Source organism: Azospirillum fermentarium (assembly GCF_025961205.1).
In the GTDB taxonomy this organism is placed as follows: Bacteria; Pseudomonadota; Alphaproteobacteria; order Azospirillales; family Azospirillaceae; genus Azospirillum; species Azospirillum fermentarium.
The window spans coordinates 429,074-454,938 of sequence record NZ_JAOQNH010000003.1 but is presented as its reverse complement, the minus strand read 5'-3'; the positions used below and the strand labels follow the sequence as shown (position 1 = coordinate 454,938).

General features: G+C 67.1%; 24 protein-coding genes. 16 read left to right on the top strand and 8 right to left on the bottom strand.

Features of this window, described 5'->3' with window-relative positions; translation table 11 throughout:
- Positions 1-23: 23 nt before the first annotated feature.
- Positions 24-866: a fumarylacetoacetate hydrolase family protein gene (locus tag M2352_RS22290; RefSeq protein ID WP_264666730.1), complete on the bottom strand. Its 843-nt coding sequence runs from the start codon at positions 864-866 to the stop codon at positions 24-26.
- Positions 867-1,050: 184 nt separating this feature from the next.
- Here M2352_RS22290 and M2352_RS22285 point away from each other — a divergent pair, with 184 nt between their 5' ends.
- The 5 genes from M2352_RS22285 (at position 1,051) to M2352_RS22265 (ending at position 3,519) form a co-directional block, all read left to right on the top strand.
- Complete coding sequence (locus M2352_RS22285) at positions 1,051-1,188, top strand: hypothetical protein (protein ID WP_264666729.1); 138 nt, start codon at positions 1,051-1,053, stop codon at positions 1,186-1,188.
- Between the two features lie 29 nt (positions 1,189-1,217).
- A complete protein-coding gene (locus tag M2352_RS22280) occupies positions 1,218-1,766 on the top strand; it encodes a cytochrome b/b6 domain-containing protein (RefSeq protein ID WP_264666728.1) in 549 nt (182 codons plus the stop codon).
- Positions 1,763-2,212: a DUF1924 domain-containing protein gene (locus M2352_RS22275; protein ID WP_264666727.1), complete on the top strand. Its 450-nt coding sequence runs from the start codon at positions 1,763-1,765 to the stop codon at positions 2,210-2,212. Before M2352_RS22280 ends, M2352_RS22275 begins: the two co-directional genes overlap by 4 nt.
- The gene (locus tag M2352_RS22270) at positions 2,209-2,631 is read left to right on the top strand and encodes a diheme cytochrome c (protein WP_264666726.1); all 423 of its coding nucleotides are present in this window, start codon (positions 2,209-2,211) and stop codon (positions 2,629-2,631) included. The genes M2352_RS22275 and M2352_RS22270 overlap by 4 nt, the downstream gene beginning before the upstream one ends.
- Positions 2,632-2,715: 84 nt before the next feature.
- Positions 2,716-3,519, top strand: a complete 804-nt coding sequence (locus M2352_RS22265; RefSeq protein ID WP_264666725.1) for an extracellular solute-binding protein — start codon at positions 2,716-2,718, stop codon at positions 3,517-3,519.
- A 24-nt stretch (positions 3,520-3,543) separates the two neighbouring features.
- Here M2352_RS22265 and M2352_RS22260 read toward each other — a convergent pair whose 3' ends face one another.
- Positions 3,544-4,581 (bottom strand): response regulator, encoded by a 1,038-nt coding sequence (locus tag M2352_RS22260; RefSeq protein ID WP_264666724.1) that lies wholly within the window; start codon positions 4,579-4,581, stop codon positions 3,544-3,546.
- Positions 4,582-4,669: 88 nt separating this feature from the next.
- Positions 4,670-6,826, bottom strand: coding sequence for a glycogen debranching protein GlgX (glgX, locus tag M2352_RS22255; protein ID WP_264667348.1), 2,157 nt, complete (start codon positions 6,824-6,826; stop codon positions 4,670-4,672).
- A 391-nt stretch (positions 6,827-7,217) separates the two neighbouring features.
- Between glgX and M2352_RS22250 the strand changes: the two genes are divergently transcribed.
- The 6 genes from M2352_RS22250 (at position 7,218) to M2352_RS22225 (ending at position 12,807) form a co-directional block, all read left to right on the top strand.
- Positions 7,218-8,966, top strand: coding sequence for a type I secretion system permease/ATPase (locus M2352_RS22250; protein ID WP_264666723.1), 1,749 nt, complete (start codon positions 7,218-7,220; stop codon positions 8,964-8,966).
- Positions 8,963-10,279, top strand: coding sequence for an HlyD family type I secretion periplasmic adaptor subunit (locus tag M2352_RS22245; protein WP_264666722.1), 1,317 nt, complete (start codon positions 8,963-8,965; stop codon positions 10,277-10,279). The genes M2352_RS22250 and M2352_RS22245 overlap by 4 nt, the downstream gene beginning before the upstream one ends.
- A gap of 185 nt (positions 10,280-10,464) precedes the next feature.
- Positions 10,465-11,088, top strand: coding sequence for a calcium-binding protein (locus M2352_RS22240; protein WP_264666721.1), 624 nt, complete (start codon positions 10,465-10,467; stop codon positions 11,086-11,088).
- 248 nt (positions 11,089-11,336) lie between these two features.
- Positions 11,337-11,816: a hypothetical protein gene (locus M2352_RS22235; RefSeq protein WP_264666720.1), complete on the top strand. Its 480-nt coding sequence runs from the start codon at positions 11,337-11,339 to the stop codon at positions 11,814-11,816.
- Between the two features lie 20 nt (positions 11,817-11,836).
- Positions 11,837-12,301, top strand: a complete 465-nt coding sequence (locus tag M2352_RS22230; protein WP_264666719.1) for a hypothetical protein — start codon at positions 11,837-11,839, stop codon at positions 12,299-12,301.
- Positions 12,302-12,336: 35 nt separating this feature from the next.
- Entirely contained in the window at positions 12,337-12,807 is a 471-nt protein-coding gene (locus M2352_RS22225; protein WP_264666718.1) for a hypothetical protein, read from the top strand.
- 95 nt (positions 12,808-12,902) lie between these two features.
- Here the strand turns inward: M2352_RS22225 and M2352_RS22220 are convergent, their stop codons facing one another.
- The 5 genes from M2352_RS22220 to rimO form a co-directional block, all read right to left on the bottom strand.
- A complete protein-coding gene (locus M2352_RS22220) occupies positions 12,903-13,148 on the bottom strand; it encodes a hypothetical protein (protein WP_264666717.1) in 246 nt (81 codons plus the stop codon).
- Between the two features lie 16 nt (positions 13,149-13,164).
- Positions 13,165-15,360 (bottom strand): 1,4-alpha-glucan branching protein GlgB, encoded by a 2,196-nt coding sequence (gene glgB, locus M2352_RS22215; RefSeq protein WP_406567320.1) that lies wholly within the window; start codon positions 15,358-15,360, stop codon positions 13,165-13,167.
- Between the two features lie 28 nt (positions 15,361-15,388).
- Complete coding sequence (gene treS / locus M2352_RS22210) at positions 15,389-18,775, bottom strand: maltose alpha-D-glucosyltransferase (RefSeq protein WP_264666715.1); 3,387 nt, start codon at positions 18,773-18,775, stop codon at positions 15,389-15,391.
- Between the two features lie 263 nt (positions 18,776-19,038).
- Positions 19,039-19,386 carry an HNH endonuclease gene (locus M2352_RS22205; RefSeq protein ID WP_264666714.1) on the bottom strand — a complete coding sequence of 116 codons (348 nt, stop codon included), beginning with the start codon at positions 19,384-19,386 and terminating at the stop codon, positions 19,039-19,041.
- Complete coding sequence (gene rimO / locus M2352_RS22200; RefSeq protein WP_264666713.1) at positions 19,383-20,720, bottom strand: 30S ribosomal protein S12 methylthiotransferase RimO; 1,338 nt, start codon at positions 20,718-20,720, stop codon at positions 19,383-19,385. Before rimO ends, M2352_RS22205 begins: the two co-directional genes overlap by 4 nt.
- Before the next feature lie 402 nt (positions 20,721-21,122).
- Here rimO and M2352_RS22195 point away from each other — a divergent pair, with 402 nt between their 5' ends.
- From M2352_RS22195 to dprA, 5 genes are all read left to right on the top strand, one after another.
- Positions 21,123-21,569, top strand: coding sequence for a MarR family winged helix-turn-helix transcriptional regulator (locus M2352_RS22195; RefSeq protein WP_264666712.1), 447 nt, complete (start codon positions 21,123-21,125; stop codon positions 21,567-21,569).
- 109 nt (positions 21,570-21,678) lie between these two features.
- On the top strand, positions 21,679-22,647 hold the full coding sequence (locus M2352_RS22190) for an aspartate carbamoyltransferase catalytic subunit (RefSeq protein ID WP_264666711.1): 969 nt from the start codon (positions 21,679-21,681) through the stop codon (positions 22,645-22,647).
- A 12-nt stretch (positions 22,648-22,659) separates the two neighbouring features.
- Positions 22,660-23,976, top strand: coding sequence for a dihydroorotase (gene pyrC / locus M2352_RS22185; protein ID WP_264666710.1), 1,317 nt, complete (start codon positions 22,660-22,662; stop codon positions 23,974-23,976).
- 4 nt (positions 23,977-23,980) lie between these two features.
- A complete protein-coding gene (gene plsY, locus M2352_RS22180; RefSeq protein ID WP_264666709.1) occupies positions 23,981-24,580 on the top strand; it encodes a glycerol-3-phosphate 1-O-acyltransferase PlsY in 600 nt (199 codons plus the stop codon).
- Between the two features lie 120 nt (positions 24,581-24,700).
- Positions 24,701-25,822, top strand: coding sequence for a DNA-processing protein DprA (gene dprA / locus M2352_RS22175; RefSeq protein WP_264666708.1), 1,122 nt, complete (start codon positions 24,701-24,703; stop codon positions 25,820-25,822).
- The last annotated feature ends 43 nt before the right edge of the window (positions 25,823-25,865 follow it).

Here is a 25,865-nt window from a genome sequence, read left to right as displayed (position 1 = left end):
GATCCCCCGGCGGGCCGCCCGTTTCAGGCGGCGACGGTGCGCTGGCGCTGTTCGCCCAGCCCCGTCACGCCCAGCCGCATGATCTGGCCGGGGCGCAGAAACACCGACGGCTTCTGCCCCATGCCGACGCCGGGCGGCGTGCCGGTGGAGATGATGTCGCCGGGGTGCAGGGTCATGAACCGGCTGATGTACGACACCAGATGGGCCACCCCGAACACCATGGTGCGGGTGCTCCCCGACTGGTAGCGGTGGCCGTCCACCTCCAGCCACAGATCCAGATCCTGCGGGTCCGGCACCGCGTCCGCCGTCACCAGCCACGGGCCGACGGGGGCGAAGGTGTCGTGGGCCTTGCCCTTGTCCCACTGCCCGGCGCGTTCCAGTTGGAACGCGCGTTCCGACACGTCGTTGACCACGCAATAGCCGGCCACATACTCCAGCGCCCGGTCTTCCGGCACGTATTTGGCGCAGGCGCCGATGACGACGCCCAGTTCCACCTCCCAATCGGCCTTTTCCGAACCGCGGGGGATCTCCACGTCGTCGTACGGGCCGCACAGGCTGCTGGACGGCTTCAGGAACAGCACCGGTTCCGGCGGGACCGCCATCCCCGATTCCGCCGCGTGGTCGGAATAGTTGAGGCCGACGCACACGATCTTCCCCACGCCCCCCACGCACGGACCGATGCGCGGGCTGCCGTCCACCCGCGGCAGGGTTTCCGGGTCCAGGCGGCGCAGACGCTCCAGCGCGTCCGGCGCCAGGGTACCGCCGGCAATATCCGCCACATGCTGCGACAGATCGCGCAAGGCCCCATGGGCATCCAGCAACGCCGGCTTTTCCGCACCGGGGGCACCAAAGCGCACCAGCTTCATGTCACGTCCCACCCCGTTGTTTTCACAGATGCTTTTCCGCACCGCGCCAGCTTAGCCCATGTTGCGCCGCACACGGCAGGGGAAATCCTGAACACCGGCTGAACGGTGGCGTCAGGGGCGGTTCAGGCACGCTGGTCCACAGTGAAACCCATCACCGCAACCGGGCAACACGAGGATACGGGCCATGCTCCGCCGGATGCTTCTTCACATGACCGCCGCCACGCTGCTGATCGCGTCCGCCGCCTTCGTCTGGCAGATGACGGCGGGGGGCGAGGATGCCGGCACCACCGCCGGCACCGTCGTCCGCGTTCTGGCCGACTGATCCCTTTCCCCAAAGACGGAAGACCGGCCATGACCACCCCCTCCTTCCCCCGCCCCGCGTTCCCGTCGAAACGGGCGCAGATGGGCTTTCTCTTCCTGTTCCACGCGCTGGTGTCGGGCGGCTTCGTGGTCGCCTATCTGACCGGTGACGAGGACACCTACATCATGCATCAGGTGGCCGGGTACAGCGTGCTGGGCGCCCTGGCCCTGCGGCTGCTGGCGGGGGTCTTCGCCCCTGAAGGCAGCCCGCTGCGCATTCCCCGCCCGTCGCGGGCGGCCCTGGCTCAATGGCTGGGCTGGCTGATGCGCGGCGACGGGCGGGCGCTGCGCGGACGTTCGCCGGTTCTGGCCTGGATGGCGGTCCTGCTGCTGGGCGCGCTGACCACCGTCACCGTCAGCGGCGTCGCCGCCGACAGCCTGTCCAAGCTGGAGAACCTGCACGAGGCGCTGTCCACGCTGGGCCTGTGGCTGGTGGTGGGACACGTGGCCGTGCTCCTGGGCCTGCACGGGCTGAAGCGGCTGCCTTCCCTTGCATCCCGCTCCCCCGTTCCCCCCACCCATCACGGAGCCCATCCATGAGACGTTCCCAGACACGCCTGATCCCGGCCGGGGCGGCGGCGGTCCTGCTGCTGACCGCCGGCACCGCCCTGCCCGCCCGCGCCGACCCGGCCCGCGACGCCATCCTGACCACCTATGCCGCCGAGGCGCGGAAGGAGGATTCCGGCTTCACCGGCTTCGACGCCGCCCGCGGACAGGCGCTCTACAGGGGGCCGCACACGGGCGGCAAGGCGGAAACCCCGGCCTGCGCCACCTGCCACACCCCCGACCCCACCCGCGCCGGCCAGCACCAGAAGACCGGACGGTCCATCGAGCCGATGGCCGTCACCGCCAACCCCGCCCGCTTCACCAACGCCGCCGACGTGGAAAAGCGTTTCTCCCGCGATTGCCCCGCCGTCCTGGGCCGCGCCTGCACCGCACGGGAAAAGGGCGATGTCATCACCTATCTCCTGACAGGCAAGCCATGATCCGCATCCCGACCCTTCCCGCCGCCGCGTTCCTGTGCCTGACCGCCCTGCCGGGGCTGGCCAACGAGATGGAGCGCGTTCCCCCCGTCACCCACCCGGCCACCAAGAAGGAATGCGGCGAATGCCACATGGCCTTTCAGCCGGGGCTGCTGCCGGCGCAAAGCTGGAACCGCATCATGGACGGGCTGGCCGACCATTTCGGCGACAACGCGTCCCTGCCCGCCGCGGCGGTGGCCGACATCCGCGCCTATCTGACCGCCAACGCCGGGCGCGGCGACGGCACCGTGATGCGAATCACCGAACAGCGCTGGTTCCTCCACGAACACCGCAAGCGCCATCTGGGCACCCGCGCCAAGAGCTTCGCCGACTGTCAGGCCTGCCACCGCGATGCGGAGCGGGGGCAGTACGAGGATGATTGACGACGTTATATTTGTATGAATATAGATGGCGGGAACGACAATCCGCCGGCCAACCGTCCGGCCCTTGCTGACAGGGCATCCCCCATGCGCGTTTCCCGCTGTCTTGCGGTTCTGGCCTCGCTCGCCGCCACCACCCCGGCCCTGGCCGGGGAACTGGTCCTGTACGGGGCCGGCAGCCTGAAGGCGGTGATGACCGCCATCGCCGCCGATTACACCAAGGCCACCGGCACCCCGGTGCGCACCGCCTTCGGCCCCTCGGGCCTGATGCGCGACCGGATCGAGGCGGGGGAGGCGGTGGACCTGTTCACCTCCGCCGACATGGGCCACGCGCTGAAACTGCGCGCCGACGGGCGGGCCGCGGCGGTGATGATGTTCACCCGCAACAGTCTGTGTGCTTTCGCCAAGCCCGAGGCGGGTCTGGACGCCGCCAATTTCGCCGCCCGGCTGCTGGACCCGGCCGTCAGGTTGGGCACCTCCACGCCCAACGCCGACCCCGGCGGCGATTACACCTGGGCGATGTTCCGGCTGATCGACAAGGCCGTCCCCGGCGCCTTCGCTCAACTGGACGCCAAGGCGCAGAAGATCGTCGGCGGCTCCACCGCCCCCACCAGTGATCCCGATCCCATCGCGTCGGCGTTCCAGCGGGGGGACATCACCGTCATGATCGCCTATTGCAGCGGGGCCGAACAGCGGCGCAAGGCCACGCCGGACGTGCAGGTGGTGCCGGTGCCCCCGCCCTATGCCACCGGGCCGGAATACGGGCTGGCCCTGACCCGGCTGGACAACCCGGCGGCGGTGGGGCTGATGGCCGCCATCCTGGCGCCGGAGGGTCAGGCCACGCTGGCCAAATTCGGGTTCGAGCCGGTCGGGCTGCCGGCGGCGCCGTGAGGCGGGATCAGAAGCGACGGGTTTTCAAGGAGGCGGCGCGGCGGCCGCACCCTCACCCTTCCCCGCATCCGCCGCCGGGGCCTCGGCCGGTGGTTTGGCGGCGGCGGCCTTGGCGGCGGCCATCTGCTCCAGCCGGGCACGGTAACCGGCAACGGCGCCCTGCACCTCCTGCTGCATCGCCTCCAGCGGACGGGCGGGGTCCAGCGCACGCATCAGGTCATAGGCCAGCCCGGTGAGGCGGTCCGCCGCCTCCTCTCCCACCCGGCCCTCGGCGGCCTGGATGCGCACGGTTTCCACCGCCTTCTTCATGGCAACGCACAGGGCGGTGACCGGAACGGTCTTGCCTTCGGGCAGGCGGCGGTGGATGTCGTCGATGACGGCGGGCACCCGTGCCACATGGTCCAGCGCCGGTTTCTCCGCCGCCGCCAGACTTGGACGGGCCAGTTCCACCAGGAACGCCACCTGCACGCTGCCGCGCAGCAGCTTCTGCCCGTTCACCTGCCGGCAGGATTCGATCATCAACTGGCGCAGGTTGATCTGGTCCCACCGCCCGGTGGCCCGCAGGCGCAGCGTGTTCGGCGCGTCGATCAGCGGCACCTGGGTTCCTTCGCGCGGCGATTTGCGGCGGTCGGGGCCGGTGTAATCGGCGGTGACCACAAATTTCTTGCGCGATTCGATCAGGGCGGCCAGCCGGTCCTGCACCTGTTTGGGCGATACCGGCTTGACCATCAGGTCGTCGGCCCCGGTGTTGGTGACCCGCAGCAACAGGGCGGGCGTGGGCTGCCAAGTGGTGACGATGACGGTGGCAAACGGGTTGGGCACCCCCGGCTCGTTGCGCAGCGTGCGGATGAAGCGCAGCGTCTCCGCCTCCTCCCCGTCGGCGTCGGCCAGGATCAGGTCGGGGGTGGCGGTGGACAGCATGGACGCCGCGTCCTTGACGGAGCCGTAGCCGTCGACGCGCTTGATGCCCAGGCGCACCAGCACCTCGCGCAGAACCCGCAACGAATGGGGCTGCTGGTCGATGATCGCCGCCTCGACCGTGGAAAAATCGTATTCCGGCATTCCTCCCGGCACCCCCCGTCCCCGAAGGATGCAACCTTAACACGGGCCGCCGTCCCGCCCCAGCAAAGGTTAACGCCGGGGTGGTGCGTTACCGCGTCTCAGGTGCCTCCACCAGCTGGAAGACCAGCACCGCCGGCCCATCCACATCCACCGCCTTGCCGCTCAGCACCATGCGCCCGTCGCCCTCCCCGTCCTCGACGCGGGTGTCGAGCAGGCAGCGCCACCCCCGCCCCCCCGGCACCGCCGGCAGGGTGAAGGGAACCACGCCGTGATGGGCGTTCAGCACGATCAGCAGCACCGAATCGTCGAGCGGGCGCCCGTCCGGTGCCTGATAATCCCCGGCGTGGCCGTTCAGCAGCAGCCCCACCGTGCGGGCGTGGGGGGTGCGCCATTGCTCGGCGGTCTTTTCCCGCCCGTCGGGGGCGTACCACGCGATGTCCTTCAGCCCCGCCGGGCAGGTGACCCGCCCGTGCAGGAACACCGGACGCCGCAGCACCGGGTGGATCGCCCGCATGGCGGTCAGCCGGCGGACGAAGGTGGCCATGGGGTGCGTCTCTTCCTTTTCGAACCGCGACCAGTCCAGCCACGTCAGCTCGTTGTCCTGGCAATAGGCGTTGTTGTTGCCGTGCTGGGTCTGGCCCAGCTCGTCGCCGGCCAGCAGCATGGGCGTGCCCTGGGACAGCAGCAGCGTGGCGAGAAGGTTGCGGCGCTGGCGGCCGCGCACGGTGCGGATGGCCGGGTCGTCGGTCGGCCCCTCCGCCCCGTGGTTGTTGGAGTAATTGGCGGAATGGCCGTCGCGGTTGTCCTCGCCGTTGGCCAGATTGTGCTTGTTGTTGTAGGAGACGAGATCGGCCAGCGTGAAGCCGTCGTGGGCGGTGACGAAGTTGATGGACGCCCACGGGCGCCGCCCGCGCTTGTCGAACAGGTCCGACGACCCGGCCACCCGCCCGGCCAGTTCCGGCAGCATGCCGTCGTCGCCGCGCCAGAACCGCCGCACGGTGTCGCGGTAGCGGTCGTTCCATTCCGACCAGCCGGGGGGGAAGTTGCCCACCTGATAGCCGCCCGGCCCCACGTCCCACGGCTCGGAGATCAGCTTGACCCCGGCCAGCACCGGGTCTTGCCGCACGGCATCCAGAAAACCGCTGCCCTGGTCGAAGCCATGGGGCTCGCGCCCCAGGATGGTGGCGAGGTCGAAGCGGAACCCGTCCACATGCATCTCCGACACCCAATAGCGCAGGCTGTCCATCACCATCTGCAGCACCCGCGGGTGCGACAGGTTCAGCGTGTTGCCGGTGCCGGTGTCGTTGATGTAATAGCGCCGGTCCTCCGGCAGCAGCCGGTAGTAGGAGGCGTTGTCGATGCCCTTGAACGACAGGGTGGGGCCCAGATGGTTGCCCTCGCCCGTGTGGTTGTAGACCACGTCCAGGATCACCTCGATCCCGGCGTCGTGCAGGCGGGCGACCATGGTCTTGAACTCCGACACCACGCCGGTGGCGAGGTAGCGGGGTTCCGGCGCGAAGAAACCGATGGAGTTGTAGCCCCAGTAATTGTGCAGCCCCTGCCCCACCAGATGGCGGTCGTCGGTGAAGGCGTGAACCGGCAGCAGTTCCACCGCCGTGATCCCCAGCGCCTTCAGATGCGCGATGACCGTCGGCATGGACAGCCCGGCGAAGGTGCCGCGCGCCTGGGGCGGCACGCCCGGATGGCGCATGGTGAAGCCGCGGGCGTGGGCCTCGTAGATGATGGTGTCGGACCACGGCACGTTGGGCCGCCGCTCCTGCCCCCAGGTGAAGGCGTTGTCCACCACCCGGCATTTGGGCATGGACCGGGCGTTGTCGCGCCGGTCGAACGACAGATCCTCCCGCGCCGTGCCGACGCGGTAGCCGTAATGGGCATCCGACCATTTGATGGTGCCGAACAGCGCCTTGGCGTAGGGGTCCAGCAGCAGCTTGTTGGGGTTGAAGCGGTGACCGGCGGACGGTTCGTAGGGGCCGTAGACGCGGTAGCCGTAGAGCTGGCCCGGCTGCACGTCGGGCAGGTACCCGTGCCACACCTCGTCGGTGTAGTCGGGCAGGGTGATGCGGTCGGTCTCCCGCATCCCGGTGGCGTCGAACAGGCAGAGTTCCACCCGTTCCGCGTGGGCGGAGAACAGGGCGAAGTTCACCCCGTGCCCGTCCCAACTGGCCCCCAGCGGATAGGGGCGCCCCGGACGGACGGCGGGCCGTGCGGCCCCGGTGCTGCGGATGGGCAAGGGATCACTCCGGCTGACGGCGTGGGGGGCGGACGGGGAGCCTGCCGGAGCAGGCGCCAAGCCGCCACGAAACAGCAATAAAATCTCCTCTCCGCCAGCGTCAAGCCGGGGGTTTCCGCAAGGCATGCGTCCGGCGGCCCCGGGATCACAGGCCCGCTTCACCATCGAGACGATGCATTCTTATCGTTAGTTATATTTCAAATAGAATTCGCGGCTGTATTCTTGTTGACGCGCCATCCTTGATAAAATCATAACCTGGATCTGTTATGTATTCGAAACTATTTATGAAAAAACGATTATAGAGCGATTATTTCGACATCTATTCGTTCGATCAACCACGGAAACATGCGAAGGTTTTATCGGGACGGAACACACATCCGTAAGCGTGCTCGTCCAATGCCGCCCCGCTTTGGTGTGGACGGGCGGGTTCAGCCTGCTGATCAACATCCTGGCGCTGACCTCCTCCCTTTACATGATGCAGGTCTATGACCGGGTGGTGCCGTCGGGGCATCTGTCCACGCTGATCTTCCTGACCCTGATGGCGGTGTCGGCCCTGGGGCTGATGGCTTTTCTCGATTATGTCCGCGGACGGATTCTCGCGGTGTCGGGCGACTGGCTGAAGCGCCGGCTGGGCGCCACGGTTCTGGAACGGCTGGCCGACAGGGTGCTGGCCGGACGGGACGGGCGCACCGAGGCCCTGCGGGATCTGGCGGCCCTGCGCGGCACCATGGCCGGGGGTGCCGCCTTTCTGTTCGACACCCCGTGGGTGCCGGTCTATGTGGCGGTGGTCTATCTGCTGCACCCGGTGCTCGGGCATCTGGCGGTGGGGTCGGTGGCGGTGCTGGCGGCCCTGGTGATCGCCAACGACCGGGTGACCCGCCGGGGGGCCACGGTGTCGGCGGCGGCGGGGCGCCGGGCGCTGATGGCCGCCGACTCCGCCGTGCGCAACGCCGAGGTGGTGGACGCCCTGCACCTGCTGCCCGGCCTGCTGCGCCGATGGCAAACCCACCATGACGACTGCCTGGACCGGAACGAGCGGGTGCAGCGGCGCAGCGCCGTCCTGCTGGCGGTCACCAGGTTCCTGCGCCAGGTGGTTCAGGTGGCCGTGCTGGGGCTGGGGGCGTGGCTGTCGGTGCGGCACGAAATCTCCGGCGGGGCGATGATCGCCGCTTCCATCGTGCTTGGCCGGGCCTTGGCGCCGGTGGAACAGGCTATCGGCGGCTGGCGCCAGACCATGGCGGGGTGGGAGGCGCTGGGCCGGATCAGGACGTTGCTGTCGCAGCCCATGCGCCGGGCCGCCGGCCTGCCCCTGCCCGAACCGGCCGGGCATCTGACGGTGCAGAACGTGGTGTACCGGGCGGGTGATCCCGCCGGGCCGGTGCCGCCCCGCCCGATCCTTCAGGGGGTATCGTTCGAGGTTCGTCCGGGTGAGGCGCTGGCCGTCGTCGGCCCGTCGGCGGCGGGCAAATCCACCCTGGCGCGGCTGCTGGTCGGGCTGCACCCACCGCTGGCCGGCGCGGTGCGGCTCGACGGCGCCGACCTGTTCCAATGGCGCCGCGACGACGTGGCCCGGCATCTGGGGTATCTGCCCCAGGATGTGGCCCTGTTCGGCGGAACGGTGGCGGAGAATATCGCCCGGCTGGGCGATCCCGACCCGGCTGCGGTGGTGGCCGCGGCCCAGGCCGCCGATTGCCACGGCATGATCCTGCGGTTGCCCCGGGGCTACGACACCGACATCGGCGAGGGCGGGGCCTTTCTGTCCGGCGGGCAGCGGCAGCGGCTGGCGCTGGCCCGCGCGCTCTATGGATCGCCCCGGCTGGTGGTGCTGGACGAACCCAACGCCAGCCTGGACCCGGAGGGGGAAGAGGCGCTGAACCGCGCCGTCGCCGGGCTGAAGGAACGCGGCGCCTCGGTGGTGCTGATCGGCCACCGGCCCAGCACCCTGGGGCAGGTGGACCGCATCCTGGTGCTGCGGGACGGGCGGGTCGATCTGCTGGGGCCGCGCAACGAGGTGATCGAGGCGCTGAAGCGCCGCACCCTGCACTCCGTCCCTTCCCCATCCGGCCCCTCCCCATCCGGCCCGCGCCCGGCCCCTGTGCCGGAATCGGCCGGCGTGAAGGAGACCACGGCATGAGCGCCGTCACCACGCCCGGCCTTCCCCCCCGTCCCCCCGCCGCGCGCCTGATCGCCGCCGGGGCGCTGGCGGCGGCCCTGGGGTTCGGCGGCTTCGGCGGCTGGGCGGCCCTGGCGCCGCTGGCCAGCGCCGCCATCGCCCCCGGCACCGTCACCGTGGACGGCAACCGCAAGACCGTGCAGCACCTGGACGGCGGCATCGTCGCCGAGATCCTGGTGCGCGAGGGCGACCGGGTGGCGGCGGGCCAGCCGCTGATGCGCCTGGACGATCTGGAAACCCGCTCCACCATCGCCCTGCTTGACGGGCAGGTCTGGGCGCTGGCCGCGCAGGAGGCCCGGCTGGCCGCCGAGCGCGACGGCGCGGACGCGGTGGCGTTTCCCGATGACCTGACCGCCCGTGCCGGCGACCGGGCGGTGGCGGAGATCCTGGCCGGACAGCGGCGCATCTTCGCCAGCCGCCGCACCAGCCTGGAGGGCCGGGCCGAGGTGATCCGCCAGCGAATCGCCCAGCAACAGGCCCAGATCGCCGCCCTGGAAGCCCAGCGGGCCGCCGGCCGCGGGCAACTGGCGCTGATCGCCGAGGAAATCGCCGGGGTGGAGGCCATGGTCCGCCAGGGGCTGGAACGCAAGCCGCGGCTGCTGGCGCTGCAGCGCCAGCGGGTGGATCTGGAGGGACAGCAGGGCGACCTTGCCAACCGCATCGCCCAGGCGCGCGAAGCCATTGCCCAGGCCGAGCTGGAAATCCTGGGCCTGCGCGACGACCGCCAGAGCGAGATCGCCACCGAACTGCGCGACGTTCAGGTCCGGCTGGCCGAATCGCGCGAGAAACGCTCCGCCGCCGCCGTGCGCCAGGGCCGCCGCGACGTGGCGGCGCCGGTGGCCGGCGTGGTGATGAAGCTGCGGCATTTCGCCCCGGGCGCGGTGGTGGCGCCGGGTGGCGACATCCTGGATCTGGTGCCCCAGGACGATCCGCTGGTGATCGACGCCCGCGTCAGCCCCACCGACATCGACGTGGTGCGCGCCGGCCTGCCGGCCAAGGTGGTGCTGAGCGCGTTCAAGAGCCGGACGACGCCGCAACTGGCCGGATCGGTCACGCGGGTGTCGGCGGACGCCCTGACCGACGACCGCACCGGCGCCCCCTATTACCTGGCGCGGGTGGAGGTGGACGCGGGTGAATTGGCCGCCCTGGACGGCGTGCGCCTGCAGCCCGGCATGCCGGCGGAAGCCCTGATCCTGACCGGGGAGCGCACGCTGCTGCGCTACCTGCTGCAACCCATCGAAGATTCGTTCCGGAGGGCGTTCCGTGAGGACTGACCACGCCGCCCGCCGGACATCTCCTCATGCGACGAGATCCTCGCCGACGCCGTGCCGTCCGGAGCTTTCCTCCGAACGGCAGCGGTCTCGCCGAGTGACCGCACAGTCCCGGCGGCGACGGTGTCGGCCCGGCTGTGCTTGTGTGTGTAAACCTGAACAGAATGATTCCAGAAGGAGAGTATAAGATGACTGTTCTCATGGGTGATGCTACGTCCGAAGTTCTTGATCTACGCGGAAAAACCCCCGACAACGGTGGCAATTCAAACGCGGCTTATGGACAGGGCGGCAACGATACCATCCACGGCAGCAGCTTTATGGATCTGCTGACGGGGGATGCAGGCAACGATAGCCTCCTCGGCTATGACGGCAACGATACCATTGCCGGCGGGACGGGCAATGACACGATGTACGGCGGCAACGGCAACGATTACGTGCTGGGCGGAGCCGGGAGTGACCACCTGTATGGCGGGGCCGGGAACGATACAATGTACGGAGGATTTGATAACGACGTATATTATCATGGCGCCAACGAAGGCGTTGATCTTATCAATGACAACAAGAATGAGGCTGGGAATGATGGTTATGGAGGCGGATCTGCCGACATGATCTATTTTTCCAATGTCACTCAGGCTAATATTTCCTACTACCGCAGTGGGAATAGTCTTATTCTAAGTAGTACTGCCGACCTTAGCGATGGGTATCTCGATGATGGTGTCATCATTGATAATTTTTATCTTGGTGGCAACTATGTGGTGGAAAGTCTCAAGACCTCTGATGGACTTATATTCAACCTTTCCACCCTTCTGTAATCTGCAATCATAATATATGATAGCAACAATGCTCTCGTGTTGCTATCAGCACAGAATATGGGGATTTGCTGCGCAATGGCGGCAAATCCCTTTTTGTTAATAAACGATCCTACATATAAATTTATTTATAAATCTAATTATATCCAAAACTTCAACTCCTGCGCAAATCTTACACACTCATACCAGTGCACGTTTGCGTTTTGGCATCGTTATTGCTCGATATCCTGCTATGGAGTTAATAGGAGGCAATGATGAGCACCACATTATCGTTACCTGTAGGGAACAGCGGATACGCCATTCCTAATTTCTCAAAAGACAATATTAAAACATTCGACCTATCAGGCTGGAAAGCACCAACAGCCGAAGAAATTGCACGGGATAAACAGGAAGCAGCCAAGCAAGCGGCTGGATTGGCTGAAGCCAATGATCCGGCCAAGATTGCCGCTTATAAAGCTGTAAAGGCTCATACCGTGGTCCGGGTCAATGGGGAGATTATTGCCGCCGTGTTCCGCGATGGCACATCGGAATATTATAAGAACTCGGCTTTTGTTGGACTGGACGTGGCAGAATACGCCGGTCGATTACCCGGCCCTCAAGGGCGAGACTATATTGTCAACGCCCTTATGAAGAAGCTCGGCAGCGGAGCCGTCGAAGAACGCTATGGTGAGACTGGCTATGCACCAAACCGCGGAGCAATAAGAAAAGAATCCGGTGCTTTTGCCTATTAAGCAAGTGACGGCAAAGGATCATGAGCATGACCAGTTCCTTATCAACATCCAGTTTCTCATTAGGGCAAAGCTATGTGGCCCGAAGATTCGACCCGTCCATGTCCCGCGCTCCAACAGCCGAAGAAATTTCCCAGAGAAAACAAGAAGCCGCCAAGCAAGCGGCTGGATTGGCAGAGGCCAATGATCCGGCCAAGATTGCCGCTTACAAGTCTGTAAAGGCTCATACTGTGGTCCGAATGAACGGTGAAATTGTTGCCGCAGCCTACCGGGATGGCACAGCCGACTATCACCGGAATGCGGCTTTCATCGGTTTGGACGCGGCAACCTATGCCAATCAATTGGCGGGGCCGCAGGGCCGGGATTATATGGTCAACGCGATCATGAAGAAGCTCGGCAACCGAGCCGTTGAAGAACGCTATGGCGAGACCGGCTGGGCACCGAACCGGGGCGCCATCGATAAGGAAGCCAACGCTTCCAAAGCCTGAAACCTCATCCGGTACAATTGCCAGAGGAAACACACATGAGCACCGGATTATCGTTACCTTCAGGAAACAGTGGTTTCGTCATCCCTAATTTCTCAAAAGAAAATATCAAAACATTTGACCTGTCTGGCTGGAGGAAATCAACACCAGAAGAAATTTTTAAAGAAACCCAAGAAAAGGCTCAGCGAGCCGAGAATGAAGCAAAAGCCAATGACCCTAATATGTTGGCTGAATACCGTGCTGTAAAGGCGCATACTGTTTTCCGGCAAGGTGGCGTCATTGTAGGAGCCATCTTCAGGGATGGGCAAACAATATTCACCAATAACCTCAACGGTGTCGCTATGCGCGTTCTGGATGAGGCTCGCGGCCTGCCTCCTGAAATGCAGCGAAATTTCATTGCCGGCGCGCTCATGAAAAGGGCACCTGGCATTATTGAAGAACGTTATGGCGAAACAGGATGGTCCCCCTCGAGAGGGTCTATCTATGATAATTTCAATAAAAAGCCGTAAGCTTAGTGCCCCTTCTCACTCCCCTCTCAAAGCAGGGCGGAATATCTCAAAAATTGCTCTTGAAAAAGACACACCAAAACAAACAGTCCATGCCCTCAACTTTGCTTATCGACATGAATCATTTGAGAAAATCGGTATTTTTTGCCGGCAGGAAATTCAAGGCCCGGAAAAAATTTCTTCGAAAGAAAACATTCTTTCCTATGAAGGGGGCCAAATCTTGAAAAATTCCCTCCCCATCGAATTTTTTCTTCGGCACACCATCGTCCGGTTCCCAAACGGTGCGGTGGGCCACCGCGGGGATCGGCACCCAGGCCCCACGGCAGCGCATCGACACGCAGCACCCGGTGTTGCCGCGCCCTACCCGGCCCGCTCCAGCACCAGAGCTGCCAGCGGCGGCAGGGTCAGGGTCAGGGAGTGTGGGCGTCCGTGCCGGGCCGTCTCTTCCGCCGTCACCACCGCGGGCACGGCACCATAGCCTGAGCCGCCGAAACGGGGATCGTCGGTGTTCAGGCGCACGCGGTAATCCCCCGGCAGCGGCACCCCCACCGCGTACCCGTCGCGGGGGATGGGGGTGAAATTGCACACCACCACCACCGGCGCATCCCCGTCCGTGCCGCGGCGCAGATAGGCATAGACGCTGTAGTCGCTGTCGTTGGCCTCGATCCACTCGAACCCGGCGGGGTCGCAATCCAGTTGGTGCAGTGCCGGCAGGCCGCGGTAGAGGCCGTTCAACTCCCGCACCAGATCGCGGATGCCGCGGTGCTCCTCCTGCTCCAGCAGGTGCCAGTCCAGGCTGCGGGCCTCGCTCCATTCGCGCCACTGGGCGAACTCGCCGCCCATGAACAGCAGCTTCTTGCCCGGATGGGTGAACATGAAGGCGTAATAGGCGCGCAGGTTGGCGAACTTCTGCCACGCATCGCCCGGCATCTTGTTGATCAGCGAGCCCTTGCCATGCACCACCTCGTCGTGGCTGAGCGGCAGGACGAAGTTTTCCGAATAGGCGTAGACCATGCCGAAGGTCATCGCGTGGTGATGATGCCGGCGGTGGACCGGTTCCTTGCGCATGTATTCCAGGGTGTCGTGCATCCACCCCATGTTCCATTTGTACCCGAAGCCCAGGCCGCCCAGGTACGTGGGCCGCGACACCGCCGGCCACGAGGTGGATTCCTCCGCCACCGTCATCGCCCCGGCGTGGTGGCCGTAGACGAGTTCATTCATGCGCTTCAGGAACGCGATGGATTCCAGATTCTCCCGCCCGCCGTACTGGTTGGGCACCCACTCCCCTTCCCGCCGCGAATAGTCGAGATAGAGCATGGAGGCCACGGCATCGACGCGAAGACCGTCCAGCCGGTACTGCTCCAGCCAGAACAGCGCGTTGCCCAGCAGGAAATTCGCCACCTCCCGCCGGCCGAAATTGTAGATCAGGGTATTCCAGTCCTGATGGAAACCCTGGCGCGGGTCGGCGTGCTCGTACAGGTGCGTGCCGTCGAAGCTGCCCAGACCGTGGGGATCGGTGGGAAAATGGCCGGGCACCCAGTCCAGCAGCACCCCCAGCCCGGCCCGGTGGCACGCCTCCACGAAGCGCTTGAAGGCGTCGGGGCCGCCGTGGCGGCTGGTGGGGGCGTAGAGCCCGATGGGCTGATACCCCCACGAGCCGTCGAACGGGTGTTCGGTGATGGGCAGCAGTTCGATGTGGGTAAAGCCCATCTCCGTCACATAGGGGATCAGCCGCTCGGCCAGTTCGTCATAGGTGAGGAAGCGGTCCCCCTCCTCCGGCACCCGCGCCCACGACCCCAGGTGCACCTCGTAGATGCTGATGGGGGCGGAGCGGCTGGCGCTGTGCTCGCGCCGGCTCTCCCACCCCCCGTCCTGCCAGGGGAAGTCCTGCAGCCCATGGATGACGGAGGCGTTGGCGGGCCGCATCTCGCACGCAAACGCGAAGGGATCGGCCTTCAGCGGCAGCAGCGCGCCGTCCGCCCCCTGGATCTCGAACTTGTAGCGCTGGCCGGCGGTGGCGTGGGGGACGAAGATCTCCCACACCCCCGCCTCGGTCCGGCGGCGCATGGGCAGGCGGCGGCCATCCCACGCGCAGAATTCCCCCACCACGCTGACCCGCCGGGCGTTGGGCGCCCAGACGGCGAAGGCGACGCCCTCCACCCCCTCCAGCGTGCGGGGATGAGCCCCCAGGCGCTCGAAATTGCGCAGGTGGTTGCCTTCGGCCAGCAGGTGCATGTCCAGCTCGCCCAGCACGGGGCCGAAGCGGTAGACATCCTCGAACTCCTGCGTCGCCAGGGGGAAATCCACCTGCAGGCGGTAGGGGAAGCGCCGCCATCCCGGCAAGTCGGCGATGAAGAAGCCGTCGCCGTGGACCCGGGTCATGGGGGCGGCCACGGAACCGTCGCCCGCGTCGATCACCCGCACGGCGGTGGCGCCGGGAATGAAGGCACGCACCGTCATCCCGTCCACGGTCTCGTGCATGCCGAGGAAGCCGAACGGGTCGCCGTGGTCGGCACGGACCACCGCGTCGATTTCGGCGGCGAGATCGGGCGGCAGGGGGACGGCAGCCGGGGAAGACGTGGGATCATGCGCCATCGGTCGTGCTTTCTCCTGTGCGGGCGGAGGCAGGGGCCGGGCATTGTGCACCGTCGGCGGGCGGCAGGCCATGCCCGTCCAGCAGGGCCAGCACCCCCTTGACGGGAATTCCGATCCAGCCGGGGCGGTTCGCCGCCTCGTACCCCACCTCGTACAACGCTTTTTCCAAAAGGAACAGGGAGAGAAGCCGTTCGGCGGCCTCCTCGTCCTCCGGCCACACCGGACAGCCGGCCGCGGCGGCGCGGTAGGCGTCGTAGAAGGCCCGCGCGCTGCACGCCTCCCACTGGGCGGCCATGGCCCGCAGCCGGGGGGCGATCTGGTCGTCCAGATCCTTTTCCGACAGACGGAACAGCGCCGCCCACGCCGCGTAGTTGAACGAGCGCAGCATCCCCGCCACGTCCACCAGGGCCGAGCGCTTGGCGCGGCGCTGCTCCAGCGGCTTGGACGGCTCGCCCTCGAAGTCGATGATGAAGAAGTCGTTCTGGACCCGCAGTACCTGCCCCAGGTGATAGTCGCCGTGGATGCGGATCTTCACCGCCCCCATGGGCGTCCGGGCGGCGTCGGACAGGCGCTGGTGCACCTCGCCGCGCCGGTCCAGCAGCCGGCGGGCGTCGGCCTGCACCTCCTCGGGCAGGCGGTCGAGCGCGCCGGCCAGGGCGGCGAAGGCGGCATCGGCCTGCACCTGCGCACCCGCGGCCCAGCGGATCAGGTCGTCGGCGGCGATGGGTTCCGGGTCGAAGGCCGGGTCACCGGTCTCCACCGCCAGCGCCCGGTGCAGTTCGGCGGTGCGCCGGCCCAAGGTGGCGGCAAGCTGCACGAACAGGGCGAAAGACCGGGCGTCCGCTTCGTCCTGCGGCGTGCCCAGGCGGATGTCGTCCAGCTCCCGCTCCAGATGCTCGACGATGGAGGTCCAGCCGTCGCCCTGGTTGCGCACGAAGCCCTGGACGATGGCCAGCGCCGTCGGCATGCCGTCGGCTGCCACATGCTCCACCGCCCCCAGAAGCGGCGGGGTGTTGGCGTAGCCCACCCGCGACAGGTGACGGCTGACCTCCAGCTCCGGGTGGGCGCCGGGCAGCAGGCGGCGCAGGATCTTCACCACCGCCTTCTCCTCGGTCCCGTCGCCCACCAGGATGGAGCTGTTGGACTGCTCCACCCCCATGCGGCGCACCGACGGCTGATCGGGCACGGCGGCCCCGGCCAGGGCCGGGGTGGCGGTGAAGCGGATTTCCCCATCGCCCGCCGGCAGGGTGCGCCCGGCAGCCATGGCCGACAGCAGGCCGGCGATGAAGCCGTCCGCCTGTGCCGCGTCGTGAACCGCCCCCACCTTCGCCCCCCGCCGGATCTTGGCCAGCGTGAAGGGCAGCAGCGGCCACCCGGCCTGACCGGCGTTCTCGTCCCAGTTCATGGCGAGGGGGAGGAAATAGGACAGATCCGGCCCGCCGTCGCCAAAACGGGCGTCCACCCGCAGCAGCAGCCAGCCGTCGCCCGCCCCCGGCATCTCCACCATCAGCCCCGCCTCGCACGCCACAAGCGTGCGGTCCTTGGCCCCGAACCAGCGCTGCTTGGGCAGATAGGCCGGCAGGATGTCGTTGCCCAGATCCTGCACCGCGCGGGGCGGCAGGCTGGACCAGCCGTTGCGCACCACCAGCGTCATCAGATCGGGCAGAGCCTCGGGCAGGGTTTCATGCCAGCGCGGCAGGTCGGCCTCCGCCGCCAAAGCAAACCAGTAGAAGCCATAGGCCGGCAGGGTCAGCAGATAGGGCAGCTCGCCGATGGGCGGGAACGGGGTGCGGCCCATCAGTTCGATGGGCACCCGGCCCTTGAACGCCTTCAGGTCCAGCTCCACCGCCTGGGCCGAGCGGGACAGGTTGGCGACGCACAGCACCGCCTGATCGGGCGCCCCGCCCTCCCCCGGCAGGCTGCGCAGATAGGCCAGCACCTTGCGGTTGCCGGGATAGAGCAGCCGGAAGGCGCCGCGCCCGAACACCGCCTGCTGCCGCCGCACGGCGATCAGCCGCTTCATCCAGTTCAGGAGCGACGACGGGCTGCGGCTCTGCGCCTCCACGTTCACCGCCTGATAGCCGTAGATGGGATCCATGATGGCGGGCAGGAACAGCCCCGCCGGGTCGGCGCGGGAAAAGCCGCCGTTGCGGTCCAGCGACCATTGCATGGGCGTGCGCACACCGTCGCGGTCGCCCAGGAACACGTTGTCGCCCATGCCGATCTCGTCGCCGTAATAGATCACCGGCGTGCCGGGCATGGACATCAGAAGGCTGTTCAGCAGTTCGATCTTGCGGCGGTCGTTGTCCAGCAGCGGGGCCAGACGGCGGCGGATGCCCAGGTTGATGCGCATCCGCCGGTCGCCGGCGTAGAAGTTCCACAGGTAATCCCGTTCGCGGTCGGTCACCATCTCCAGCGTCAGTTCGTCGTGGTTGCGCAGGAAGATGGCCCACTGGCACAGGTCGGGAATGTCCGGCGTCTGGCGCAGGATGTCGGCGATGGGGTGCCGGTCCTCCAGCGCCACCGCCATGTAGATGCGCGGCATCAGCGGGAAATGGAACGCCATGTGGCATTCGTCGCCGCCCGCCGCCGGGTCGCCGAAATAGGGCAGCACGTCTTCCGGCCACTGGTTGGCCTCGGCCAGCAGCATGCGGTCGCTGTAGCCCTGGTCGATCTTGGTGCGGATGACCTTCAGGATCTCGTGGGTTTCGGGCAGGTTCTCGTTGTTGGTGCCCTCGCGCTCCTTGAGGTAGGGCACGGCGTCGAGGCGCAGCCCGTCCACCCCGGCATCGAGCCAGAAGCGCATGACGTTCAGCACCTCCTGCAACACCCGCGGGTTGTCGAAGTTCAGGTCGGGCTGGTGGGAATAGAAACGGTGCCAGAAATAGGCCTGTGCCTCGGCGTCCCAGGTCCAGTTGGACTTCTCCGTGTCGCAGAAGATGATCCGCGTGCCCTGATATTTCTGGTCGGTGGCGGACCAGACGTAGTAATCGCGGTGCTTCGACCCCGGTGGTGCCCGGCGTGCCCGCTGGAACCACGGATGCTGGTCGGAGGTGTGGTTGATGACCAGTTCGGTGATGACCCGCAGGCCGCGGGCATGGCATTCGCGCATGAAGCGGCGAAAATCGGCCATGGTGCCGTAGCGTGGGTTCACCTGCCGGTAATCGGCGATGTCGTACCCGTCGTCGCGCAAGGGCGAGGGGTAGAAGGGCAGCAGCCACAGCGTGGTCACGCCCAGATCCTGGATGTAGTCCAGCTTTTGCGTCAGCCCTGCGAAATCGCCGGTTCCGTCGTTGTCGGCGTCGAAAAAGGCTTTCACATGAAGCTGATAGATGACGGCATCCTTGTACCAGGTGCGGTCTTGGCGATCGATCATGGCGGCCGTTTCATGGTTCGACGAAAACCACTGTAACAGCCCGGCGCGGCAAAGGTTGCGCTGCCACGCTTCGGTTTCGGCAAAAAAGCGCACCGTCGCGGCGTGCGAAAGGACGCAGCCCTACACCATACGATTGCATTCAAGGCGCAAGCCGCATCGCTGGGGGGTCGGCGCGGTAGAGGGGGGTAGCAGCCCCTCCCCTGCTCCGCTCTCAAATATAAGGCAGGCGCGGCACTCCCACAAGGGTGTGCAGACCGGGGGTTTCAGAACCGCCCCAGGACCGCCACCGCGCGGGCCACCACGATCCACTCGTCCCCCGGTTCGGCGGCGGCCAGGGCGGTGATGGGGGGCCACACGCCCAGACGGCTGCCGCGGCGCTGGCGGATCAACCGTTCGATCTCTTCCGGCGTGGGCAGCCGGCCGGCCTTCAACTGGTTGCAGCGGCGGTGGGCCAGCACCACGTTGCCCGGCGTGCCGATGCCGCCATAGGCCACCGGGATCACGTGGTCGAAGGTGGCCTTGGCCCCCACCGGCTCGCCGCAATAGAAACAGCGGCCACCCTGAAGGATGTCCATCAGACGGGCATCCTCCGGGGTGACGGGGCCGGTCACTCGGCACGCTCCACCGAACCCCACAGGTCGTATTCGTCGGCGTGCTCGATCACCACGTCCACGATGTCGCCGGGCTTCACATTGGTCTCGCCGTTCAGGAAGACATTGCCGTCGATCTCGGGCGCGTCGGCGTAGCTGCGGCCGATGGCGCCTTCCTCGTCCACCTCGTCGATCAGCACGCCCAGCGTCCAGCCGACCTTCTTGGCCAGCCGTTCGGCGCTGATCGCCTTCTGCGCTTCCATGAAGCGTTCCCAGCGTTCCTGCTTGACCTCTTCCGGCACGGCACCGGGGAGGTTGTTGGCCTCGGCCCCCACCACCGGCTCGTACTTGAAGCAGCCGACGCGGTCCAGCTGGGCTTCCTTCAGCCAGTCGAGCAGAAAGGTGAAATCCTCCTCCGTCTCGCCGGGGAAGCCGACGATGAAGGTGGAGCGCAGCGCCAGTTCGGGACACTGCTCGCGCCAGCCCCGAATCCGGTCGAGCTGCTTTTCCTGGGACGCCGGACGGCGCATGGCCTTCAGCACAGTGGGCGCGGCGTGCTGGAACGGGATGTCGAGATAGGGAAGGATGCGCCCCTCCGCCATCAGCGGGATCACCTCGTCCACATGGGGGTACGGGTAGACGTAGTGCAGCCGGACCCACAGGTCGAAGTTCGCCAGTTCGCGGCACAGGTCGGCGAAGCGGGTGCGCACGGAACGATCGTACCACGGGCGTTCGGCGTAGCGCAGATCCTGGCCATAGGCGCTGGTGTCCTGGGAGATCACCAGCAGTTCCTTCACGCCTGCGGTCGCCAGCTTCTCCGCCTCGCGCAGCACCTTGTCCACCGGGCGGCTGACCAGATCGCCGCGCAGCGACGGGATGATGCAGAAGGTGCAGCGGTTGTGGCAGCCCTCGGAAATCTTCAGATAGGCATAGTGGCGCGGGGTCAGGCGGATGCCCTGGGGCGGCACCAGATCGACGAAGGGGTCGTGGGCCGGCGGGGCCGCCTCGTGCACCGCCTTCACCACCTCTTCGTACTGGTGGGGGCCGGTGACGGCCATCACGCCGGGGTGGGCGTTGCGGATGGCATCGGGGTCGCCGCCCATGCAGCCGGTGACGATCACCCGCCCGTTTTCCTTGATCGCCTCGCCGATGGCGTCCAGCGATTCCTTCTTGGCGCTGTCGATGAAGCCGCAGGTGTTGACGATCACCGCGTCGGCGCCGTCGTAGCTGCCGGAAATCTCGTACCCCTCGGCCCGCAGGCGGGTCAGGATGCGTTCGGAATCGACCAGCGCCTTGGGGCAGCCAAGGCTGACGATGCCCACGCGCGGGGCGGGCTTGGGGGCGGATGTGCTCATGGGGGGTCCGTGTGACGAGGCGCCGGGATGCTTTTCATCGCGGATATATAGATGTTTCCCACCCGCGCGCCAGCGTTTCGGCCCGTCCGGCCCGGCGGGACACCCATGCGGCCCCGCATCCCGCGGCACCCACCCCGACGATTGGATGGTGCGACAATTGGAAACAACCTCTTCGCTTTTAAAGCATTTTCGTGATGAAGTCTCTATAATATCCTAAACATATGTTAACGGAAACATTGCTTATAGGTAGCGACGATGCTGGACAGCCCTTGCGGTTCTTGATAACGGAACGTCCAGTGACTTAACCATTGGCCCCACCGATTCGCAACAAAATCCGATAATCTCACCATGGCACCCGCCGACGCCCTTCCCTGGCGGGCGGCTGTTGAAAAGGCGTCCCGCATGGCTTCCGTTTCATCGCCATCCTTCGCGTCCGCCCAGGCCATTGCCGAGGTGATGCTCCACATCGGCCATATCGCCGACAGCATGGGCTATTCGCACGGCCTGAAACCGTCCCAGTGGACGGCGCTGCGCTATTTCGCCAGCGCCAACCCCAGCCAGCGCACGGTGTCGTCGTTCGCCGATTTTCACGCCACCACCCGTGGGGCCGCGTCCCAGACGGTGGAGGTGCTGGTGGGCAAGGGCCTGCTGACGCGCGTTCCGGTGCCGGAAGACCGCCGGGTCATCCACCTGCATCCCACGCCGATGGCGCTCGACCTGCTCCAGCACGACCCCATGAAGCGGTTCGCGGCCGTCATCGCCAGCCTGCCCGACGAGGAGCGGTTCTCGCTGGCCGACGCGCTGAGCCAGGTGCTGCGCGGCCTGCTGGAAAGCCGGCAGGTGGCGTAAGCCCCACCTTGCGGAAAGACTGCGCACGGAAATCTTGCGGAACCGGGATGCAAAGGGGGTATGCGCACACTCTTGCGGCTGGGGTACGGCGCTTCTATAGTCCCGGCCCATGACCGGAACATCCGCCCCCGCCCCATCGTTTCCGCACCGTCACCTGCTCGGGATCGAGGGGTTGACCGCGGCCCAGATCACCCAGGTTCTCGACCTTGCCGACGGCTATGTCGAGCACAGCCGCCAGCCGGAGCGTAAATCCGACCTGCTGCGCGGCCGCACGGTGGTCAACCTGTTCTTCGAGAATTCCACCCGCACCCGCACGTCGTTCGAACTGGCCGGCAAGCGGCTGGGCGCCGACGTCATCAATATGGAGGTGCAGGCCAGCTCGGTGAAGAAGGGCGAAACCCTGATCGACACCGCGCTGACGCTGAACGCCATGCACCTGGACGCGCTGGTGGTGCGGCACGCCGAATCGGGCGCGGTCAAGCTCCTGTCCGACAAGGTGAACTGCGCCGTTCTGAACGCCGGCGACGGCCACCACGAACACCCGACCCAGGCGCTCTTGGACGCGCTGGCCATCCGCCGCCGCCTGGGCCGGCTGGAAGGGCTGGTGGTCGCCATCTGTGGCGACATCCTGCACAGCCGCGTGGCGCGGTCGAACATCCATCTGCTGAACGCCATGGGCGCGCATGTGCGCGTGGTGGCGCCGCCCACCCTGCTGCCGCGGGCCATCGACCGGCTGGGGGTGGAGGTGCACCACACCATGAAGACCGGGCTGAAGGACGCCGACATCATCATGATGCTGCGCCTGCAGACCGAACGGATGAGCGGACAGTTCGTCCCCTCCATCCGCGAATACTTCTATTTCTACGGCCTTGATTACGACAAGCTGAAGGTCGCCAAGCCCGGCGCCCTCATCATGCACCCCGGCCCGATGAACCGCGGGGTGGAAATCGATTCGGAAGTGGCCGACGACCACAAGCGCTCGATGGTGCTGGATCAGGTGGAACTGGGCGTCGCGGTGCGCATGGCGGTTCTGGACCTGCTGACCCGCCCGGCCCGCGCCGCCTCTGCCGCCCTGTAAGGATCACGCGCCATGATCGCCGCACCCCTCACGCCTCCGGGCCGCACCGCCTACATCAACGCCCGCCTGCTGGACCCGGCCACCGGGCTGGACCAGCCGGGCGCCCTGCTGACCGAAGGGGCGAAGATCGCCGACTTCGGCCCCCGCCTGTTCGCCGACGGCGTGCCGTCGGACGCCAAGGTGGTGGATCTGGCGGGCAAGGCGCTGGCCCCCGGTCTGGTCGATATGCGGGTTCTCATCACCGAACCCGGCGGGGAACAGAACGAAACGGTGAAGAGTGCGGCCCGCGCCGCGGCTGCGGGCGGCGTCACCACCGTGGTGTGCCTGCCCAACACCGATCCGGTCATCGACGACGTGGCGGGGATCGAGTTCATCAACCGCAAGGCCCGCGACGTCAAGCAGGTCAAGATCTACGCCTATGGCGCCGCCACCCGCGGCACCGAGGGGCGGGAGATCACCGAAATGGGGCTGCTGGCCAACGCCGGGGCCGTGGGCTTCACCGACGGGTCCAAGGCCATCGCCAACGCCGGTGTCATGCGCCGGGTGCTGAACTACGCCAAGGTGTTCGGCCGCCCCGTCATCCAGCACCCGGAGGAACCGGCGCTGGCGTCGGGCGTCATGAACGCCGGCGAGCGGGCCACGCGGCTCGGCCTGGGCGGCATCCCGCGGGAAGCCGAGATCATCATGATCGAACGCGACCTGCGGCTGGTGGAGATGACCGGCGGCCATTACCACATCGCCCACGTCACCACCTCCGAATCGGTGGATATCATCCGGCGGGCCAAGGCGCGCGGGCTGCCCATCACCTGCGACACCGCCCCCCATTACTTCGCCCTGACCGAAACCGACGTGGGCGATTACCGCACCTTCGCCAAGGTGTCGCCGCCCCTGCGCGACGAGATGGACCGCCGGGCCATCGTCGCCGGTCTGGCCGACGGCACCATCGACGTGATCGCGTCGGACCACACCCCCCGCGACCAGGACCAGAAGCGGGTGCCCTTCGCCCAGGCCGCGTTCGGGGTGATCGGGCTGGAAACCCTGCTGCCGCTGACGCTGGAGCTGGCGCACAAGAAGGCGGTGAGCCTGCTGGACGCGCTGGCCTGCGTCACCTGCCGCCCGGCGGACATCCTGGCGCTGCCGGCGGGCCGGCTGGCGGTGGGGGCCGCCGCCGATCTGGTGGTGATCGACGTGGACGTGCCGTGGACGGTGGACGAGGACGCGTTCCTGTCCAAATCCAAGAACAGCCCGTTCGGCAACCGCCCGGTGCAGGGCCGCGCCGTGCGCACCATCGTGGACGGGCGCACCGTCTGGACCCGCCAGGAAGGCTGAGCCCGTGGACGCCCTGCCCCTCATCCTCGCCGCCCTGCTGGGTTATCTGCTGGGGTCGATCCCCTTTGGTCTGGTGCTGACGCGGCTGGCCGGGCTGGGCGACATCCGCCAGATCGGGTCCGGCAACATCGGCGCCACCAACGTGCTGCGCACCGGCAACAAGCCGCTGGCCCTGGCGACCCTGCTGCTCGACAGCGGTAAGGGCGCGCTGGCCGCCTTGCTGGCCCTGTGGGTGGCCGGGCCGGAGGCGGCGCTGCTGGCCGCCGGCGGGGCCATGCTGGGCCACACCTTCCCCGTGTGGCTGGGGTTCAAGGGCGGCAAGGGGGTGGCGACGGCGCTGGGCGTGCTGCTGGCGGTGGCGTGGCCGGTGGGCGCCGGCGCCTGCCTGACGTGGCTGGCGGTGGCGGCGCTGTTCCGCATCTCGTCCCTGTCGGCCCTGGTGGCGCTGGCCCTGGCGCCGCTCACATCCCTGTGGCTGGCGACGGCGCCGGTGGCGGCGCTGGCCCTGTTCATCGCCGTGCTGGTCTTCATCCGGCACGAGGCCAACATCCGCCGCCTGCTGAAGGGCGAGGAGCCGAAGATCGGCAAGAAGAAGCCCGCCTGAACCTCGGGATGCAAGGGCTGACGCCCTTGCCGGGGGGTGTCGGGGCAAAGCCCCCGGCATTTCGCCTTTGCACACACATGAATGCTGGACGAACGCCTCCGGGTTGTGGATATTGGGGTCATGCCGCAACCACGCCGCCCCCTGACCGACGCCGACCGCATCGACTGGCTCCGCCTCATCCGCACGGAGAACGTCGGGCCGGTGACGTTCCACAAGCTGATGGAGCGGTTCGGCACCGCCAAGGCCGCCATCGACGCCCTGCCCGATCTGGCCCGGCGCGGCGGGCGGCAGAAACCCCTGCGCGTGGTGACGAAGGCGGAGGCCGAACGGGAGCTGACGGCGGTCCAGCGTTTCGGCGCCCGCATCCTGTGCGCGTGCGAGCCGGATTACCCGGAAGCGCTGGCCGCCATCGACGACGCTCCGCCGGTGCTCAACACCGTCGGCCACGCCCATCTGCTGACGCGGCGGGCGGTGGCGATCGTCGGCGCCCGCAACGCCTCGCTCAACGGACGCAAGTTCGCCCAGACCCTGGCCCGCGACCTGGGGGCCGCCGGGCTGCTGGTGGTGTCGGGGCTGGCCCGCGGCATCGACACCGGGGCGCACCAGGGCAGCCTTGGCACCGGCACCGCGGCGGTGATGGCGGGCGGCATCGACGTGGTGTACCCGGACGAGAATCGGGATCTGGCCGAGGCCATTGCGGCCCAAGGGGTGCTGGTGGCCGAATCGCCCCTGGGCACCCAGCCGCAGGCCCGCCATTTTCCCCGCCGCAACCGCATCATCTCCGGCCTGTCGCTGGGCGTGGTGGTGGTGGAGGCGGCGCCCAAGTCCGGCTCCCTCATCACCGCGCGAATGGCGCTGGACCAGGGGCGGGAGGTGCTCGCGGTGCCCGGCTCGCCGCTGGACCCGCGCTGCCAGGGCACCAACGCCCTGATCCAACAGGGGGCAACCTTGGTGCAATCGGCGGACGACATTCTGGAAGCGTTGCGCCACCTGGAACCTCCGGGTGCGAAAGAGCATACATACAGCACCCTGTCCCCGCCCCCGCCCACCGTCCCGGCGGAGGACGAGGTGGACATGGCCCGCACACTGGTGCTGGAAAACCTCTCTCCCACCCCGGTTACCATTGACGAACTGGTCCGGGGCTGCCAATTGTCAGCACCCGTGGTGTTGGCCGCCGTGCTGGAATTGGAACTGGCGGGGCGCGTCCAGCGCCAACCGGGCAACCGGGTCAATCTGATCTGAGCCAGTTTTGCGTTCTGGAGCAGGCCGGACCCGTTGGCGGGCG